Below are 17,952 nucleotides of genomic sequence, written 5' to 3'. Positions count from 1 at the left end.
TCTAGAGGATCGACACACTGCCGATCCAGCAGGGCGACACTAGGTTGAGCAACGATCCATTTCGACCTGATTTGGCGCAGCGCGCGAGCGCGCTGGTCGCCGCGGCCCAGGTCGCGGCGACCGCCAAAGATGCGCTGGCGATGGTCGAAGCGCTCCACGTCAGCGGATATCTCGCAGGTCTGAAGGTCCGGGTGCACAAAAAATGGCCGAAACTGCCAGCTGCCGAGATCGATGACTGTGTTGCCGAGGCGGTCGAATCTTCCTTCGCGGCCGTGTCAGGTGGGCGCAAGGTCGGGAACCTGGGGGCCTGGTTGTGGAAGGCCGTGGACAATATCGCAACCGATCGATGGAACACGAACTACAAGTCGGTGCGCGAACTGACCGAGGATCTGGCGCTGCCTGGTCCGGCAGAGCTTCACCCTCAAGAGCGGGAAGAGATTGATACGCTGGCGGAACACCGCCGAGCCCAGGCCATCGTTACAGCACGGCGTCTCCTAGCGTCGGTTGGCCATGGTCAGGTTCGAGATGTTGTCGAACTGATCATCGATGCCGTTGAAGCTGGCGAACCCGATCTATCGTCAGAAGTGGTTGCCGACACCCTTGGCATTTCACGCAGCGCCGCGCGCTCGTTGATGTCACGCGGTCTCGATCGGCTGCGCACCGCCGCCCGCGCCGAGGGTATCGAGATCGAAGCGCTTCCGACCAACCCCGACAATGACACAACCTTCGATGCCGATGAGGACACCGACCAATGAACGATATCTCCCATGAATTTCGCGCGTTGATCGCCGCGGCGGAGCACGTTTCTGCCGATGTGGGCGACGTCGTTCGTGACATTCTTCAGGCCGGGCTTGATACGCCGCTTGCGCCAGAGGAAGCGCGGCAGCTGCTTGGCAGGATCCTGACGAAGATCCGCGAGCGGGCGGCTGACCGTGGGGATCAGGCCGTGACGGAGCAGTTCACGACCGATCTCGAGGCTCTGATCGACCGCATCGAATCGGCGCGCGTTGCACTGCGGCAGCAGCCGGTGCAATCGGCGCAGCGCGTGGAGTTGGTTGAGCACAATGGGATTGCGCCGCGGCCGGTGCTACCCACCCCGGTTTTCCATGAGCGCAGCGTTGCGGTTCGTGAGGGCTTTGTACGCACGCGCGACATTCAGCTCTGGGGTGAGAACCAGCGCATCGATATCCACTTGAACCAGTTCCAGCAGGCCCATGGTCGCCAGCCCAACGCCGAAGAGTTGCTGTCGATCATGCTGGGCAAAATGAGTTTGCCTGGAGTCACCGAAGACGATCAGTTTGAGATCAGCGAGCTCGCGCGAAGCGTAGCAACGAACGGCGTGCGCAAGCCGCCAATTATCGATCAAGAAGGTAATCTGCTCGACGGAAATCGTCGCGTCACTGCCTGCTACTACATTTTGAACAGCTCTGACTTCGATGCCGACCAGAAAATGCGCGCTGAATGGCTTCAGGTTTGGCAACTGACCGAGCATGCGACGGATGACGATCGCGAGGCGGTGATTGTGTCGCTCAACTTCGAACCGGACTACAAGCAGGACTGGCCAGAATACGTGAAAGCTCGAAAGGTTTATACCTTTTGGCAGAGCCTGCTCTCACTGGAAGGGCGCGCCAACCCGTCCCCGGCGCGCCAGACGGAGCTACGTCGGACGATCGCTCGCCGATTCGCGATCAAGACGGATCGGGTCACGCGTTACATCAATATGGTCGAGCTCGCCGATGAGTTCGAAGATTATCATGTTGTGGAACGCGCAAAGGACAAATTTGCCGTCAAGCACAAGGCCGAAAAATACTTCCAGTACTTTGAAGAAATTGGGAAGGGCCGGAGGAATGGTATTCTCCAGACCTTGAATGATGACGAAGGCTTCAAGGCTCTTGTCTATGATTTGCTCTATGATGACAAATTCAAAAACTGGGCGCAGATCCGTGAGTTGAAATCGGTCTATAATGACGATGACGCGATGCTGTATCTACGTGAAGCCGCTGACCTTAAGGGCAAAGAGGCCCAGGTTAAGGTCGAGACCGCGATCGCGATGGCCAAGGCGTCGCGCGAGATCGAACGCAAGGTGGGCGCGAACAAGCGCGTCGAGATTTTCGTCAACTGGCTAGAGAATGCCCCCGTCAAGATTTTCCGGCCCGGTCCTCCCGATGCCTTGTCGCATGAGAACCTGGCGCGGCTCTACCAGGCGCTAAAACTCGTCGAAGGTTATGTCGAGCCAGGCGATGAGGCGGGGGATGCTGGGTAATTCGAACATGGCTCGGATCGTTGCAGATGTCCGGGTCGGCGACGCGCTCGACGGATTGTATCTGGGGATCCGCGAGCGCGAGCGGAGCGCCGACCTGTTGACCCGCCTCAAGCGCCACGCCGGCGACATGCCGCTGCGGCGGTCGGCAAGTGGCATCTTCATTCCGTTCCCACTCGCAGGGCAGCTTGACCAGATTGATGGCATCGATCTGCGTTGGACATCAGAGGCTCGCCAATTTGTCGCAAACCGCGTTACCGCTGGCGAAACCTTCCATGCGAATGTTGAAGCGCTACATCGACTAAAGGCAGCCGGTCCCATCGCCGCCAGACACGAGATTGCTGATAGCGATGGCCTCAACATTCTCGACGCCCATCAGGTGGTGAATGTCGCAGCGATGACGGCGAAAGGTGGACTCGGCTTATGCGTGTTCGATGAGCAGGGCGCTGGCAAGACGGTCACCCTTATTTTTGCCTTCGACCTTCTGGCGAGCCGCAATGAGGCCGACCGTGTGCTGATCATCGCGCCGAAGAGTATGGTGCCTGAGTGGCCCAAGGATATAGCTCGTTTTCGACCCGACCTCTACCGTGTTGCGATCGTTTCTGGTTCAGCACGCGAGAAGCGTCGTATCCTACAAGAAGATCCCGACGTCATCGTCACCAACTTCGAGACAGCTTTGAGCATGGAGGTAGAACTCACGGCATTACTACGAAGCCGGCCGGGACGAACGGTTCTGGCGGTCGATGAGTCTTTTTTCATCAAATCGCTCGATGCCCAGCGAACCCGCGCCATTCGCCGGCTGCGTGAATGGTGCGGGCGAGCTTTCGTCCTATGCGGAACTCCAGCACCGAATAGCCCGCGTGACCTTGTTCAGCAGTTCAGCCTGGTCGATTTCGGTTTGGCTTTTGACGGCGTAGATGTTCCGCAAGATCGAACCGAGGCCGCACCAGTGGTGCAGGAGGTAATCGAGAAGCGCGGGCTGTTCATTCGTCATCTCAAAGCTCAGGTGCTTCCCGATCTTCCTTCCAAGTCCTTCCAGCGCATCTTCGTCCCGCTCGCACCTGAGCAGGGGCGCCTGTACGGCCAGCTGCTGAATGACTTGGTCGCCGATGTGGAGAAGACCGACGAGCGGCAATTCGGACGCGAGTTCGCCAACTTCCTGGCGCGCCGATCGGCGCTTCTGCAGCTGTGCTCAAATCCGAGCGCGATCTTCCCGGAATATCAAGAAACCCCCGCCAAACTCGCAGCCCTCGATGCTCTAGTTGACCAGCTGGTGGCCGCCGGCGAGAAGATTGTCATCTGGTCGTTCTACACGAAATCGGTCAGCCGCATTGTCGAGCGGTACGCACGACATGGTGCGATGCGCTACGACGGCGAAGTCAGCGACGTCGATACGCGCCGCGATACGGTACGCCGTTTCCAGGACGATGATTGCTCGATGATCCTGGTGGCCAACCCCGCGGCCGCCGGCGCGGGTTTAACCTTACACCGCGCTCGCATCGCCATCTATGAATCGTTATCGAACCAGGCCGCGCATTATTTGCAGAGTCTGGATCGTATCCACCGCCGCGGTCAGACCCGCGATGTCGAATATTTGGTACTGCTTGGCGATAAGACCATCGAGACTCAGGAATATGAGCGGCTGATTGCCAAAGAGGCTGCCTCCCAGTCCCTTCTGGGTGACGTCGTATCACAGCCGGTCACTCGGGATACTTTCCTGGGCGAAGCCAAGGCCGCCATAGCGCTGTTTTCCGCGAACGCAGCCAGTCGCTGATCAGGACGACGGAATACAATGCATAGCGACGCTTACTCGGCGGCAATTAGGGTATCTTCAGCGGTGTCGTCGGCATTATCCCCTTCTGGTACCTCCGTCGCTGGCAGGTTCATGCGTCGACGCAATTCTTCCGCGATCTCCGGTGCGGCATAGTCGATCGGATCGCGTCGCATTCGGCCCGGCCCGTTGTACCAGTCCGAGATGGTGTCGGTTTCGGTGTCACTGCGCATCCGCGGCGGATTGACGATTGTCTTGGGGCGTTTCGCCAGCTTGCTTAGCAGATCGAGATTGAAACATTCAACCTGGCCACGGCGATCGGTGATCGACTGTGTCGCCATCACTGATTGGATCGCCCGTCCGGCGGCCTCGCCCAGCCCAAGCGGCACAGCGTTGCCGACCTGCTCATATTTCTTGCGCACGGGGCCCGAGAAAATCCAATCGTCCGGGAACTCCTGCACCCGAGCATATTCGCGCACGCTGAGCGGCCGCAATTCGGTCGGATGGCATAGGCTGGTGGCCTTGCTGTCAGGTCGCGTAGTCAGCGCTGGGCTGGGGCGATCCCAGGATAAGCGCCGAAAGAAGCCGGAACGCCCACCCCAGGAATCATAGGCACGACCCAATGCTTCCTTGCGGACATTTTCGGGCAAATCGCGCCAGTTTCCACCTTCCGGGACAAGCTTAAGATACTTCTCCTTCGCGGGGCAGAAGGTATAGAATTCAGGCGCTGCATCATGAAGATCGCCTGCGGCATCGCGGAGCGTCCGCCACTGAATTTTGTCGCCTCCGCTACGTGCGTGCGTTGGCATAGGCATGCGCATCGCCTCGCCATCGCGACTGCCCAGGAAAAGCAAGCGTTGCCGCGTCTGTGGCGTTCCAAAGTCTGCCGAGTTCAACACATCAAAGATCGTATAATAGCCAAGCTCGCGCAGATGAGCGGCCACGACCTGCAAGGCCGAACCCAATTCTTCGTCCGGTTGAAGCGGAGGATGGCCCGGTCCTCGTTGATTTAGGGGGCGATGCCGAGCCGCGGCGGAGAGCAGGCCACGAACGTTTTCCATCACGAAAAACCGTGGTTGGCTCTCGTGAACAACACGGACGAAATGCTCGAACAATCCGCCACGCGGATCGCCCAAAGATTTGCGCGCGCCGGCGGTACTGAATACCTGACAACTCGGTCCGCCGGCGACGACAACTGGATCGCCGGCACGTAAACCCGCAGCATCGAGAATTTCCTGGGTCGTGACCTCTTCAATAGGCCGATCTATGAGCGGCAAGTTGGGACGGTTGGCGCGAATGGTAGCAACCGCATAAGGATTGCATTCCAACGCTACCGCGATCCGGAAACCCGCGCGTTCAAGGCCTAAATCTAGGCCCATCGCGCCCGAAAATAGTGAGATTACAGGAAGGTCTGTCACATCACTTCCGTCGACCATTGTTCGTTTCCAAGCCCAATTCAAGCTGACCGCGATTCACCTGTTCGAGCAGTCGCGAGAGCGCCAATTCGACGACGTAGCGCTTGGTGAGACGTGGCCGCCGGCGATCCGTGACATTGAGCAGCGCCTCGTAAATCTGACGATCGACGGTGACTGTAAATCGCGCATCCTCACCCTGCATACCAAATCGCGTCCCGTGCTAATCAGCACAGTTATACACCAAAACGCACCAAATGGCACCAACAATTGCCGGCGCTTTATGCCGCCGCCTCGCTTGCGGCGAGAGCAAAAGGTTGGGCAGGCCACGGATAGGCTGAACTCTAATGACCACGAGCCCTCTAGCTGCGTCGCCTCGCCCCGGCCGTTATCGACATAGTGGACCCGGCCATCGACGCCGTCGATCATCATGAAGTGTCGGTCGCGAAGGCCGTCGGAAAGGCCCCGATGGATCACCCGCCCGACGATCGGTTCGCGCGGTTGCGCGTCGATTACGTGGTCGGCACCGGCGCGATCGATCCGGCGCGCGGTCAACTCGCGCTGCATGGTGCGGATGATATCGCCGCGCTCGCCCATACGGCGCAGCGTGTCTTCCAGCCCATCGGCCAGGCGATGACGGCCTTCGCCGATCGGCTCGGCCAAGCCCATCGCCGCGAGCTTGCGCAATCGGCCGGTCGCGACCGCTTGCTTGAACGGGTCGTTATCGGCGGGCGACATCACGCGGTCGTCATTCATCCGATACAGCAGGCGCCAGTCGATCGCGGTCAGCCGCTCCTGGTCGACATCGTGGCGTAGCCGCGCCTCGATCTCGCGGTCGGTGCGAGGCCCCAGGTCGAGCGTCGCAAGCTCGGCCGCACGCTCGCGAAAGCCATGCGCGATGTATTCGTGGGCGATGACGAGATTCTCGCCACGGTCATCGACGCCGCGCAGCATGATATGGGTGTGCGGACGCTAGGTGTTGAAGTGGTCGACGGCGACCCGATCGAGCTTGGTGGCGAGATCCTGTTCGGCCTGCGCCATCAGCCGCCGGATGTAGGGTTTCAGGTCGGAATATTCGGCGCCGTCCTCGGCCGAGACGATGAAGCGGAACTGATGCCGGTCGCCGGCAGACTTTTCGAGGAACGCCTTTCCGTCGGCGGTATCGGTCTCCGGGCCGTACAACTCGCCGGGATTGCCCTCGCGCGTGACCCCGTCGCGCTGGATATAGCGCAGGTGCGCACGGGCCGCGCCGGCACCCTTGCCAGCAAGCCGGACCAACCGCGTCTTGACGATGGCGCGCCGGCTGTGGAATCCGGCGAGACGGTCGCGGCTGGAAAGCAACCGGCCCATGCTCGCGCCCCGCCCGATGCGGCTGCCGTCGAAACGGCGCCCGACGACGCCGGTCTTGTTTCCCGCCAGCCGCGCCGCGGCGAGGACGCGCCCGCCATATTGACGGCCCGCTTGCCGTCCTTGTTGCGGCCACGCCCCGACCCTGGGGGTAAGTCGTCGTCCTTCACCGCGCTGCCCCCGGAGTCTCGCGATCTGGCGGCGAAAATGGCGGATTTCCGCCATTCCTGAGCGCATTGTCTCGCAGCGCGCAGCGCCTGTCTCGTAAGAAAAGGATGTGCAGACAATCACTTAAGCAGGGTCGCGAGACACTGCCTTTATCTTGCATCTCACTTCTTCCATTTCCGGGACTTTTTGACACGACACAAACCCTCGCCCACTTAGATCCGATAGGGGCCGCGCGGTAAAAGTTTGCGAGCGGGAGGGGGCCGAGTTGTCGCATTGGCAACGGGATTTGGGACAACGCAAATCGTTGAACTGCGAGGTGGGACTAAGGCTTGGCTTCACGCTATCGCGAAGGATCTCGATGGAGTCCTTCCCCCATTTTCGAAGTCCAAGCCTGCCCCTCCCAGCCGGAAGCTAAGCCCAGTTTATGGCGTATTGGCTCGAAATTCCGAACCAGATCGCCACATTGAGAGCATCACGACCGACAGCTTTCTAGCCACAGCTACCGCTGCCCGTCGTCGACCGATTCGTTCGACGAGCGACAGGCCCCATGTCCTTAACGCGCTCTCCTTTTTGCTAACACACAACATAACAGTTGCTGCCGTTACCAAGCTCGAGCGGGTCATTTTGTTACCCATCTTACTGATGCCACGGGTACTAAAAGCCTTGCCGGATTGATAAATTCGCGGTGTCAGACCGAGGTAACTCGCGACCTCGGACGCCCGCCTGAAGCGCGACGGATCCTCTACGGCGGAGTAGAATGACAGCGCGCAGATCGGACCTACACCCGGAACCGACATCAAGTTCTTGCAGATCGGATGAGCTTTCGCTTCTAGCAAAAGTGCTTTATCGAGCTGCTTCAGATAAGCTCGGACAGCTTCCCAGAGGTCGATCAGCGGACAAATCTCCGCTGCAATATCGATGCCGTCGTCCGCTAGAATCTGCAGATTGGCATCGTGGATTGCCTGCCGAAGGTCGACCGGCTTTCGAGCGAATTTGACGTATGCGCCATAACTCCTGACCCGCGACCTCACGCTCGATTCCAATGACAGCCGAAGCTTGATCAACAATCGCCGCATCGAAAGTTTCGACTGTAGCAGTTGGGTCTCGAGTGTCTTCGTATGAACTTGGCTCACGGTAGCCCGGCCTAGTCGCGCGAGTTGCGCGAGACCAGCAGCGTCACCAGGATCGGTTTTGTTTCGGCGAATCGCTAGAAACTTGCTCGCCTTGCGCGCTTCAAATGCACCAACTGGATACCCGAGATTTTTCAATTTCCGGGTCAGGTTCGAGCCGATGCCCGACTCAAGACCGACAAGGCCGATCTGGTCCTTTGGAAACCGATCTAGAACAGCGTCCACAGCTCGGAGGGTCGATTCACACGCATTTTCGAGAACGACTGCGCCCGCATCGTCGGTCACGCAAATTGCTGTCATCGCCTCGCCGATGTCGAGTCCGACCCAGTACTGATTTTGGAGCATTCATTTCTCCAGCGCGCGTGCAGGGAGACTGAGCTTCAAACTTAGGTCGAGGTCGTGTCGCCCCTGAGAGAGGTTACGAAGTCCGAGTCCCGATCTGCATCTTTGCAAGGACCGCCGCCAGATTGAAGGCCAGCTCGTCTCATCGGTCGCAATGGAGAAAGCGCTCGTCGCATATGCTGCCCGGGCGATGAGAAAGCTGATTGGGAGTCAGCCGTCGATTGTTTAGCGTTCGCTTGGACATTGGATCGGCCACCCGGGCAACCCATCTCGACTCGTCGAGGTTTAGAAACGGCGAGCATGAGGAGCGAGTGGATTCTGCTCCAAAGCCGAACTAACGCCGACTGGTCCGGCAGGAGAATTTTCTCTGCAGCAAGTGCGTCAAGCGGCCACACTGTGCTGCAGCGTAGCGATGCGCTCCTCGCAGACAACCTGTACGGCTTGACCAAGCGCCTCGACGCGTTCGCTTAGCCAAGCAAGCTCCTCTTCGCTAATACGGAAGTGCTTCGAATATCGAGCCTTCACATAAGCGCCCTTGAGTTTCTCGAAGCGCGACCGGTCGGTGCGATTGTCGCGCGGCCACGCGTCGATCAAGCGCGGGTCGATCCGCTCAGCTTGGGTACGCAGAAAGCCGAGATTGTGGACGTGCGGAGTGTAGAAGGTGCAGACGAGCAGGATGCAATGATAGAGGCGTTCAGCGGCTTGATGCATGATGAAGGCCGCTTCTTTCGTCCGCCCCTTCTCAACCAGTCCGTTGGCCGTGTCGAGAAACACGCTCGCGCTAGGAAACCACTCGTCAAAATACTCCCGCGCCATCGCCAGCGCCTGCTCCGGCGTCTTCGGCTTGGGCTCGTGGAATTCGGTATCCTCGCTCTGGTATAGCGCGATGCCGTCCCGCGCGATGTCCATGAAGAAATAGCGCCCATGCGCGAGCCCGTCGTTCACTTCGTGGAACGTATGCACAATGAAATTGACCGGCGTGCGCAGCGTCTTGGTGATTGCCAATTCGCGGTTAAGCCGATCCTCTGCGGTCGACCAGAACTCGATACGGTCGGTCAGCCTCTCGTTGTTGACGATGATCAGCAGGTCGAAATCCGACTGGTAGCCCTTGGCGGTGTGGGGCTCATCGACCCAGCCGCCACGCGCATAACTGCCGTAGAGGATGACCTTGAGGATGCGCGCGTTCTTCTTCCAGTCCGAGGTCGCGATGGCGATTGCGTCGCCGAACTCCTCGAACAGGATCTGGACGACGCGCTCCAGCTCGCGCTGCTTGGCAGGCGGAAGATGATCAAGATCGGTCTTCATAGAACGCACTCCTAACCGGCGTTGCGGGAAGCGCAAAACTCCGCCGGGCCCAGGCCCGGCGGGCAGGTTTCAACGACGCCACCACCATTGCTTCGGTGGTCTGCTCATCCGGCGGTCGATGCTGGCAAGGGCTTGCGCTAGCTCCCGCTCCACCTCCCGAACGGAGAGTCCGGTACGCTCGGCAATTTCGAAATAGTCCATGTCGTCGAGCCGGGCGGCGAGGAAGATTTCGCGCTGCATCCGGGGCAGCCTGCGGACCGCCCGCTCGAGCCGCTTCAGGGTGATGGGATCAGGTTCGTCGGTCATGATGGCCTCCGACATTGGAGAAATCCGGCGGCACGGTGGCCGCTGGATCAGGCTCAGGCGGCTTGCAGCATCGGCTGCGGCTCGGGCCGAGGGGCGGAGAGGCCAGCGATCTTGGCGGCGCGGCTGACGGAACAGACACCACCGCGCTCGGTGTAGGCGGCAGGTGGAAAAGCCATCCACTTCGGCACCCAGCCCATGACTTTCGCGCGCCCGTTCTCGCCGGTCAGGCAATCGCGCACGATTCCGCGCTTGACCTTGCCGGTCGCGGCCTCGTTGGCAGCGGCGACATCGGTCCCCGCCACATCGGCCAGCACCGCACCAAGCACCTCGCGGTCCTTGATAAGGTCGAGCAGCGCGTCGTCGGCCTGCCAGACCTTGGCCATGTCGGTGCCGAGCATCGGCCCCAGCACCTCGATCAAGGCGCTCCCTGCTTCGAGTGTCTCGGCCATGACGATGGCGAGTATGTCGAGCACTTGCACATCGGGTAGTTCGATCAGCCGGACCAGCAACCCCGCCAAGCCATGCTCCCCGCCATAGCCGCGCGTGACGGTCGGGGTGTCGGGATCGAAGTCGAGCAGCGCCAGTACCGCGCGCCGCTTCTCGTCGAACGCAGCTTCTGCGGCACAGCTTTCCACGCTCTCGGCGATGGCATCGCTATGCGCCTTCTGCGCCTCGACCCGGACATTCCAGAGCGGCGAACCGGCAATGGCATGGGCGACCATCACCCGCAGCGCGAGCGACGGCTGCCCGGCAAGGTCCGCACGCACCGCCGCGTGCCGGTGCAGATCTACATAGTTCTGGATCGGGGCACTGATCTCGGGCCGGACCGGCTTGTCGACCTGGCTGGCCTCGCCCTTCGCACGCCGACGCGCCTCCTTGAGCGAGACATAGCCCTCATGCACGGTAACGTCGCCGCGCGCACCGACGCTGATGAACACCTTGCCGCCCTTGCGCTTGGGGCACCGCTCATGCTCCCAGCCATGGAAGGTGTCGCCGGTCGGGAGCACCACCACCTCGGACCATCCCGCCTCGCGATATCCCTCCGCCTTAGCTTCGATGGCGACGGTTTGCGCCGCCCAGAAGCTGGTCGTGTCCGCGAAATAGCGCTCCTCGCCGAACAGGTCGGATATGATCTCACCGTCATAGCCAACCATATCGAACAGCGCCGCGCTGACCGGAATCGACGCACCACCGAACAGCCACGCCTTGAGCTGATGGCCGGTTGGGCAATACGCTTCGGGATCGTCCAGTAACGCCAGCCAGTCGCGCTGCCGCGCCTTGGACGCGAGGGTCAGATGCCGCACCGTCGCTGCGTCGATGTCGCCCTTGCGATAGAGCCCTCGGATGCGCGGAAGCAGATTGCCCAGCGCCAGCGTCCGTTTCACCTGAAGCTCGGTCAGCCCGAAGGTCAGCGCGATGTCCTCGGGTGACCGCCCCTCGCGGACCAGCCGCGTGAAGCTCTCCCACAGATTGACCTCATCGGGGTCCAGCCGCGCGACATTCTCGATCAGCGAGGCTTCCAGCGCCGCCGCATCATCGCCCGCCGCCATGATCGCGCAGGGCAGGGGTTCGTCCTCGCCGCTCTCGTCCGCGACCGCCAGAGCCGCATGATAGCGCCGCTTGCCCGCCACGATCTCGAACCGGTCCTCGCTCTCCGAGGGCCGCACGATCAGCGGGACCAGCACGCCCCGCGCCCGTATCGACGGCAGGATGTGTGACAGGTCCGCCTTGCCCTTGGCCCGCATGTTCGTGGCCGAGACGCAGAGATTGGCGATAGCGATATGCCTGAGTTCCATTGTCCTTACTCCTCAAACCACCGCAACCGGCGCCGGAATGGCGGGGGTGGGCGGCAGGAGCGGACCGGCAGTCCCGCAGGCAGAGGCGGGGTGCACCCGCAGGGGCCAACGCAGTGCCGCACCCGAGGCTTGCCTCGGGTTGCAGCCCACCGCGGCGGGACTAGAGGGTAGCGACGCCCACCCCCGCCAGTTCGAAAGCCGGAGGCCAAACGCCGCCGCGCAAAGCGCGGCGTCCGCAGCCAATCGGCGCGCAAGCGCTCGGGCTCCGAAGGAGCCTTGCAAAGCAGCACTCTCGAATCCGGCCGGCCGTCGCGGCGGCGTGCGCGCGGGCCTGGGGGCCAGCCGCCGCCGCGCCTTCCGGCCTGATCGAGTGTGTCACGCGGAAAGCGAAAGCGCTGCGGACCCTGGTGGCTGCGCAGCAGTCCGCCAGCGCACGCTCCTTGGAAATCGCGTCCCATTCACCGGCGCAGCCGTCACGTCAGCGATCGCGACCCGGATGGGCCGAGACGCGAAGACGACTCGGCGCCGCGATTCGCGGCGTAGAGCGCGGTCACGCGGAGCGTGAGACGCCCTGACACGATCCCCCCGATTCCAAAGACCTACGCTAATCTACGTTTGTGCGCGCTGACGTATCCTGGTCCCTTCCTGACACCAGAGGGGCACTTGTGCCCGATCCGCACCACGCTCAGCTTTAGCCAAGGGAGCACCACTGAGCCGCACTAGATGCAAGGTGATAGCAATGCATACCGATACCCCCGACAGCATTCTCCGGATCAAGACCGTCCTCCAGCGCACCGGTCTCAGCCGGTCGACCATGTACCGGAAGATGCAGAACGGCACGTTCCCGAAGAACGTCCAGATCAGCACCCGCTGCGCCGGCTGGCGTGAGTCCGCCGTCAACGCGTGGCTACGCAACCCGATGTTTTATGAAGCGAGCGAACAGGACGGCTGACCCAGGGCCTCCCACCTATGCGCTTTCCCACACCTGGTTGAGGATATGCGCGGCGAGCGCCGCCTTATCTTGCGGAAGAAATCGGCCGTAATGTTTGGCCACCATCTCCGGCGTATCCTGAATGGCGTAGCTGGCCTGCTCGTAGGAGCCGGTGCGTTTGAGGATATGGGTGGCCAGCACATCGCGGACATTGTGGGGCCCGTGCGGTAGCAATCCCTTGATCGCGCCGCGGCCCGTATAGGGATTGTGGATGCCGTATCGCTGGATCACCAGCCGCCACGCCTCATAAAAGGTCGTCTGGTTGTACGAGGCGTCGGAGCTGGTCCGCTTGACGGTCTTGACGAAGAAGGTGCCGGGATCGACGGCGCCGTTCAGCAGCAGCGGCCGGTGTCTGGCGAGATAGGCTTCAATATGCCCGTAGAGCCCGTCGAAGTCGGGCAGCAACAACCGGAACGGGCGCTTCCCGAAAAAGGAGGAGTTCGCGTTCTTGAACGCGATCGAGGGTATCAGCACCTCCCAGCCCTGGTCGCGCGCGTTCCAGTGCAGTTCGCCCCTGCGTAGGTTCTCCAACTGGCGTTCGGTGCGATGGGGCGTGCCGCGCGGACAGACCAGCAACTGACGCAGATTCTTCTGACGCACTCCGAGATGAAGGCCCAGGCGCAGCATTAAAAAGCCGCGCACTGTCTCTGCGGCGGCGCGAGGATAACGGTGCATGTCGGGCATCCAGCGGAGGATCTCGGCGGTGATCTTGCGATAGGCGCCGACCGGGCTCTCGTCCTCCAGGATCGGCAAGATCGGTTCGAACGGATCGCGGTGGACCCGGGCGATCCGGCTGATCTCCTTGGTCCGCGTCAGCGTATGCGCGTGCGAAGCATCGCACAGCCCATCCCAATCGCTTCGCGCGCGGTCGATGTCAGCCGCCTCCACGAGGCCAGCGATTGGCTGGAGGCGAAGCGCTAGCTGCGGGTTCTGGCGCAGCCAGCCCGTGTCGCGCCGCGTCAGCGCGGTGCTCAACTCGAGCATGTTGACCTCCCATGCGGTGTAGAAGCCGCGCCGGCTCTCCCGCCAACGGAGGTACCAGTCCCACACCGCAGGGACGGCTAGCAAAGCCATAGCCAGCCGATCGCGGGGAACACCGAGGCCGTTCACCGGCGAGTCCGGGTCTGCCACAAGCGCGCCGAACATCAGGCCGAGATGCTCGACCTTCTGGGTAACGGATTCCTCGTTCCAAACACCGCTCCGCTTCACGCCAATCTGGGTCAGGGTCGCGGTTTTGAACTGGATGAGTTCGCCGAGTTCACGAACCAACGTCGGCGGCGCGAGAAGCGGTTCTCCCGAGAGCGGCAGGTTCGCCGAATCAGCGCGCGGGAGTGCCCGAGCGCCAAATGCCGCGAGGGTGGGGAAACGGAGCGAATAGCGAATCTTCATCGCCTCGGCTTGGTATCGCCGATATTCGGTCGATCCGGAGATAATTACGGTCCGGACCCATTCGAGAATCTCTTCTCGCTCATTTGCCGGCCGATCTTCGAAATCGTCCGGCAGATGCCAAGCCAAGCGCCGGTGCTCGGATGAAGACGTGGCGACCCGCTCGCGCCGCGTCGGTGCCCGACCGGATTGCCCCAACTTGCCGCGAAAGTACCCGCTTGGCAGCCGATATCGGCGCTCCGCGCGCGCGAGCATTTCGAACGACATGATGGTGTTGGGTTGCTTCGTACCAGCGGCCCATTGCTGGAACGTCTTGCGGCCAAAGGTCTCCCCGGGACGCAACAGCGCACGGTGGAGGTGCCAGCAGCTATCACCATGTCGCTCAAGGTGAAGCGCAAACGCATCGGAGAAGGTAGCCGGGTCGCTCCAGTCCGCGGCTAGCGGTTCGGGGAATTCAGCGATCGGCCGTGGCTTCGGACCGCGCTTCTTGGGCAATGCCCTTTCGGTGTCGTTGTCAGCAATGAGATCGGAGGAAGAACGAGTACGCGACGATGTCTTCGGCAAAGAAGGGCTCCCGAGCAGTGGTAGTGCTCAGGCGATGACGATTTCCGTCGCGTTTTCCCTGCTCTCATTCGCTGACGCGGGTGCCTTTTTTGCAGAAAGCTGCCCAGTCGCGCATCAAAAGCCGGCGCTTGTCGAGGAAGTCGGTCCGGCGATACGCCGCCTCCACCTTGTTCGCGACCGTATGGGCGAGCGCGGCCTCCGCCACTTCGCCAGAATAATCGGTTTGCTCCGCTACCCAATCCCGAAATGCCGAGCGGAAGCCATGCACGGTAACGGTTAGCTCCCCATCCCGAAGAATCTTGAGCAGGGTCATGTCGGAGAGCGGCTTCTTCACGTCCTGGCCAGGAAAAACGAGATCTCCGACTCCCGCTTTGTACTTCTTCGCCTGTTCGAACACGGCAACTGCTTCAGGCGACAGCGGCACGATGTGAGGCCGCCCCATCTTCATGCGCGCTGCGGGGATCGTCCATAGACCATCCTGCAAATCCAGCTCCGACCAGAGCGCGCCGCGAATCTCACCCGACCGCGCAGCCGTCAGGATGAGTGCTTCCAACGCGAGCCGCCCAACCGACTCGCGTTCGCGAAGCTTCTCCACGAATTCCGGAACGTCCGCATAGGGCATTGCGGCGAAATGACCGTCCTTCTTGGGCTGTCGGGGCAGCCCCTTGGACAGCGACCGCATCGGCGCTTCGGTGGCGCGAAATCCCTTGGCGCAGGCCCAATCGAGAACCGTGCCGATGCGCTGCCGGACCCGCCTCGCCGTCTCCGGTTTGGAAAGCCAGATCGGGATCAGAACCTCCCGGATCGCGGGACCCTCGATCTTGTCCACCGGGAGGTCCCCGATCTTGGGGAAGGCGTAGGTGGTCAGGGTCGCAAGCCACTGGTTCTGGTGCTTGCCGTTCTTCCAAGCCTTTTCGTGCTCCTCGTGCACGAGTTTGGCCGCATCACGGAAGGTCGGGACAGTCTGCCGTTCCTGCTTTCGCTCCGCGACCGGGTCGATTCCCTGCGCGATCTTCTTGCGCATGGCGAAGGCTGAATCGCGTGCATCCGCCAACGAGACGTTCTTCAGCGAACCCAGGCCAATTTCCCTTCGCCGCCCATTTGACTGAACTCGAAGAACCCATCTGCCGGCCGCCTTGCCGGTGACATCGAGAAAAAGGCCATCGCCATCGGCATACCGCCCCGGCTCAGACAGTGAGCGTACCTTAAGCGCGGTGAGCTTTCCCATAACCCTCGCTCCCAAAATACCCGCCATTTTACCCACCACATTGTGGTGGGAAGTGGTAGGATTGAGTGAAATCCAATGAGACGGAGAACGCCGGATTTCGTGAGGTTTTATAGCACTTTAGGAGGGTTTTGACGAGCCCCAAAGGGGCGTAAGTGGCGGAGCGGGAGGGATTCGAACCCTCGATACGCTTTTGGCGTATACTCACTTTCCAGGCGAGCGCCTTCGACCACTCGGCCACCGCTCCGCATGTCCCGGAAGTTGCGTGCCCTAGCTTGTGGCGGGGGCCTAGGCAAGCGGGGGTCGGCGTGTCAGTCTTGTGGCATGCTTAAGCCACTCCTCGCGCTCACCGCGCTTGCCGCCATTTCGCCCGCTATCGCGCAGCAAACGGCGCCTTTGCCGTCCGATGCGGCGCCAGGGGACTGGAAAGCGATCCCCGATGACGAGATGCTGGTGATGACGCTGCAAGGCGGGCACCAGGTCTTCATCCGCCTCGCCCCGCGCTACGCCCCCGCGCACGTCGCCAATATCCGCAAGCTCGCCGAGGCGCGCTGGTGGGACGGCACCAGCGTCTACCGGGTACAGGACAATTACGTGACGCAGTGGGGCGGCGGCGACGACAAGACCGCGCTGCCGCCGGGCGTGATCGAGAACCCGCCCGCCGAATATGAATGGCCGGGCTTCGACGCGGTGAAGAGCTTCAGCTTCGCCAAGCCCGACAGCTATGCCGCGAAGACCGGGATCAGCGCCGATGGCTGGCCGCTCGCCAATTACGGCGCGACCAGCTCGCTGACGCACTGCTACTCGATGGTCGGCGTCGCGCGCGACCTGGCGCCGTCGACCGGCAGCGGCGCCGAGCTCTACACGGTGATCGGCCACGCCCCGCGCCCGCTCGACCGCAACATCGCGATCGTCGGCCGGATCGTCGAGGGGATGCAGTGGCTCTCCAGCCTGCCGCGCGGCACCGCGGCGCTGGGCGTCTACGCCAAGGATCAGGCGCCGACGCCGATCCTCTCGGTGCGCCTCGCCAGCCAGCTCCCGCCCGACGAGCGCCCGCATTTCCAATATCGCAGCACCGACAACCCGCGCTTCGCCGCCTGGATCAAGGCGCGCGAGAACCGGGACGGGGCGTTCTTCACGGTGCCGATGGGCGGCGTCGACGTGTGCACCGCGCTGCCGGCGGTGCGGCGGGCGCAGTAAGCAGCGCATCCGCTACCGTCATCCCCGCGAAAGCGGGGACCCATCGCGCGCGCGTACGGCCACTACAGCCGAAGCGAGCTGGGATAGTCCGGGAGATGGGGCCCCGCTTTCGCGGGGGTGACGCATTGGGAGAGCCGGAAGCCTATTTCCCGATCCAGTCCGCCACTTCCACCGCGACCTGGTTCGCCGCCTGGTTGAGCGCCGCCGCCACCGGGGCCGGCTTCACTTCGGTGACCGGCACGCGCGCTTCGAAGCGGCGCTTCTGGAAGGCGGCGGGATCGCTGCCCTTCACCAGCAGCGCGTCGAACTGGACCACGGCCTCGTTGGTATCCGCGTCGATGCCGAAGCTGCGCAGCTCGCCCGAGAGCGTCGCGCCCGGATCGACCTGCGACTGGCGATAGCTCAACACCGGGCGGCCGGTGCGCGCCGAGATCGTGTCGCCGACCAGCCGGGCGAACAGGCGCGGCGGCGCCTCCACCCACTGGGCGTCCTTCAGATAGGAGACGTCGTTGGCGCCCGAATGGACCGGCACGCGCGTCGTCGCCAGCTCATGCGGCACCGTGGGGAAGACGACGGTGACGGTCGATCCCGAGGCGGGGGTCTGCAGGTCGCCGGGCTTGATCTGCTCGGCCGCCTGGATCGTGATGAACGGCACCTTGGGCGGCTTGCCGCCGATCGAGACGCAGCCGCCGAGCGGCGCGGCGAGCGGGCCAGCCAGGAGCAGGAGTGCGAGCTTCTTCATCGCGGGC

15 protein-coding genes and 1 tRNA gene are annotated in these 17,952 nt (G+C 62.2%); 5 read left to right on the top strand and 11 right to left on the bottom strand.

Annotation, left to right across the window (positions count from 1 at the left end; translation table 11 throughout):
- Positions 1 to 44 precede the first annotated feature (44 nt).
- From ABLE38_RS08225 to ABLE38_RS08215, 3 genes are read left to right on the top strand one after another with little or no spacing between them, the layout of a single operon-like run.
- Positions 45 to 755: a sigma factor-like helix-turn-helix DNA-binding protein gene (locus ABLE38_RS08225; RefSeq protein WP_348973670.1), complete on the top strand. Its 711-nt coding sequence runs from the start codon at positions 45 to 47 to the stop codon at positions 753 to 755.
- Entirely contained in the window at positions 752 to 2,263 is a 1,512-nt protein-coding gene (locus tag ABLE38_RS08220; RefSeq protein WP_348973669.1) for a hypothetical protein, read from the top strand. The genes ABLE38_RS08225 and ABLE38_RS08220 overlap by 4 nt, the downstream gene beginning before the upstream one ends.
- The gene (locus tag ABLE38_RS08215) at positions 2,253 to 4,034 is read left to right on the top strand and encodes a DEAD/DEAH box helicase (protein ID WP_348973668.1); all 1,782 of its coding nucleotides are present in this window, start codon (positions 2,253 to 2,255) and stop codon (positions 4,032 to 4,034) included. The genes ABLE38_RS08220 and ABLE38_RS08215 overlap by 11 nt, the downstream gene beginning before the upstream one ends.
- A 32-nt stretch (positions 4,035 to 4,066) precedes the next feature.
- On the opposite strand, the gene ABLE38_RS08210 is transcribed toward ABLE38_RS08215, so the two are convergent.
- The 7 genes from ABLE38_RS08210 to ABLE38_RS08180 all read right to left on the bottom strand — a co-directional run bounded on the left by ABLE38_RS08210 (position 4,067) and on the right by ABLE38_RS08180 (position 11,837).
- Entirely contained in the window at positions 4,067 to 5,467 is a 1,401-nt protein-coding gene (locus ABLE38_RS08210; protein ID WP_348973667.1) for a DNA cytosine methyltransferase, read from the bottom strand.
- Positions 5,468 to 5,503: 36 nt separating this feature from the next.
- Positions 5,504 to 6,397, bottom strand: coding sequence for a DUF3363 domain-containing protein (locus ABLE38_RS08205; protein WP_348973666.1), 894 nt, complete (start codon positions 6,395 to 6,397; stop codon positions 5,504 to 5,506).
- 18 nt (positions 6,398 to 6,415) lie between these two features.
- Positions 6,416 to 7,015 carry a hypothetical protein gene (locus ABLE38_RS08200; protein ID WP_348973665.1) on the bottom strand — a complete coding sequence of 200 codons (600 nt, stop codon included), beginning with the start codon at positions 7,013 to 7,015 and terminating at the stop codon, positions 6,416 to 6,418.
- A 365-nt stretch (positions 7,016 to 7,380) separates the two neighbouring features.
- Positions 7,381 to 8,433: an IS110 family transposase gene (locus tag ABLE38_RS08195; RefSeq protein ID WP_348973664.1), complete on the bottom strand. Its 1,053-nt coding sequence runs from the start codon at positions 8,431 to 8,433 to the stop codon at positions 7,381 to 7,383.
- 378 nt (positions 8,434 to 8,811) lie between these two features.
- Entirely contained in the window at positions 8,812 to 9,735 is a 924-nt protein-coding gene (locus ABLE38_RS08190; RefSeq protein WP_348973663.1) for a HEPN domain-containing protein, read from the bottom strand.
- A gap of 69 nt (positions 9,736 to 9,804) precedes the next feature.
- The gene (locus ABLE38_RS08185; protein ID WP_348973662.1) at positions 9,805 to 10,041 is read right to left on the bottom strand and encodes a sigma factor-like helix-turn-helix DNA-binding protein; all 237 of its coding nucleotides are present in this window, start codon (positions 10,039 to 10,041) and stop codon (positions 9,805 to 9,807) included.
- A 53-nt stretch (positions 10,042 to 10,094) separates the two neighbouring features.
- The gene (locus tag ABLE38_RS08180; RefSeq protein WP_348973661.1) at positions 10,095 to 11,837 is read right to left on the bottom strand and encodes a ParB N-terminal domain-containing protein; all 1,743 of its coding nucleotides are present in this window, start codon (positions 11,835 to 11,837) and stop codon (positions 10,095 to 10,097) included.
- Positions 11,838 to 12,576: 739 nt separating this feature from the next.
- Between ABLE38_RS08180 and ABLE38_RS08175 the strand changes: the two genes are divergently transcribed.
- Complete coding sequence (locus ABLE38_RS08175; RefSeq protein WP_348973660.1) at positions 12,577 to 12,789, top strand: AlpA family phage regulatory protein; 213 nt, start codon at positions 12,577 to 12,579, stop codon at positions 12,787 to 12,789.
- Positions 12,790 to 12,804: 15 nt separating this feature from the next.
- On the opposite strand, the gene ABLE38_RS08170 is transcribed toward ABLE38_RS08175, so the two are convergent.
- The 3 genes from ABLE38_RS08170 to ABLE38_RS08160 form a co-directional block, all read right to left on the bottom strand.
- The gene (locus tag ABLE38_RS08170) at positions 12,805 to 14,778 is read right to left on the bottom strand and encodes a hypothetical protein (RefSeq protein ID WP_348973659.1); all 1,974 of its coding nucleotides are present in this window, start codon (positions 14,776 to 14,778) and stop codon (positions 12,805 to 12,807) included.
- 64 nt (positions 14,779 to 14,842) lie between these two features.
- Positions 14,843 to 16,006, bottom strand: coding sequence for an integrase arm-type DNA-binding domain-containing protein (locus tag ABLE38_RS08165; RefSeq protein WP_348973658.1), 1,164 nt, complete (start codon positions 16,004 to 16,006; stop codon positions 14,843 to 14,845).
- 153 nt (positions 16,007 to 16,159) lie between these two features.
- Positions 16,160 to 16,250 (bottom strand) — tRNA-Ser (locus ABLE38_RS08160).
- Positions 16,251 to 16,327: 77 nt separating this feature from the next.
- On the opposite strand from ABLE38_RS08160, the gene ABLE38_RS08155 reads away from it, so the two are divergent.
- On the top strand, positions 16,328 to 17,203 hold the full coding sequence (locus ABLE38_RS08155; RefSeq protein ID WP_348973657.1) for a peptidylprolyl isomerase: 876 nt from the start codon (positions 16,328 to 16,330) through the stop codon (positions 17,201 to 17,203).
- Between the two features lie 142 nt (positions 17,204 to 17,345).
- On the opposite strand, the gene ABLE38_RS08150 is transcribed toward ABLE38_RS08155, so the two are convergent.
- Complete coding sequence (locus ABLE38_RS08150; protein WP_348973656.1) at positions 17,346 to 17,945, bottom strand: ABC-type transport auxiliary lipoprotein family protein; 600 nt, start codon at positions 17,943 to 17,945, stop codon at positions 17,346 to 17,348.
- Positions 17,946 to 17,952: the final 7 nt, after the last annotated feature.

The sequence above is a fragment of the Sphingomonas sp. KR3-1 genome (genome assembly GCF_040049295.1).
Lineage (GTDB): Bacteria > Pseudomonadota > Alphaproteobacteria > Sphingomonadales > Sphingomonadaceae > Sphingomonas.
This window is presented reverse-complemented; position numbering and strand designations above follow the sequence as displayed.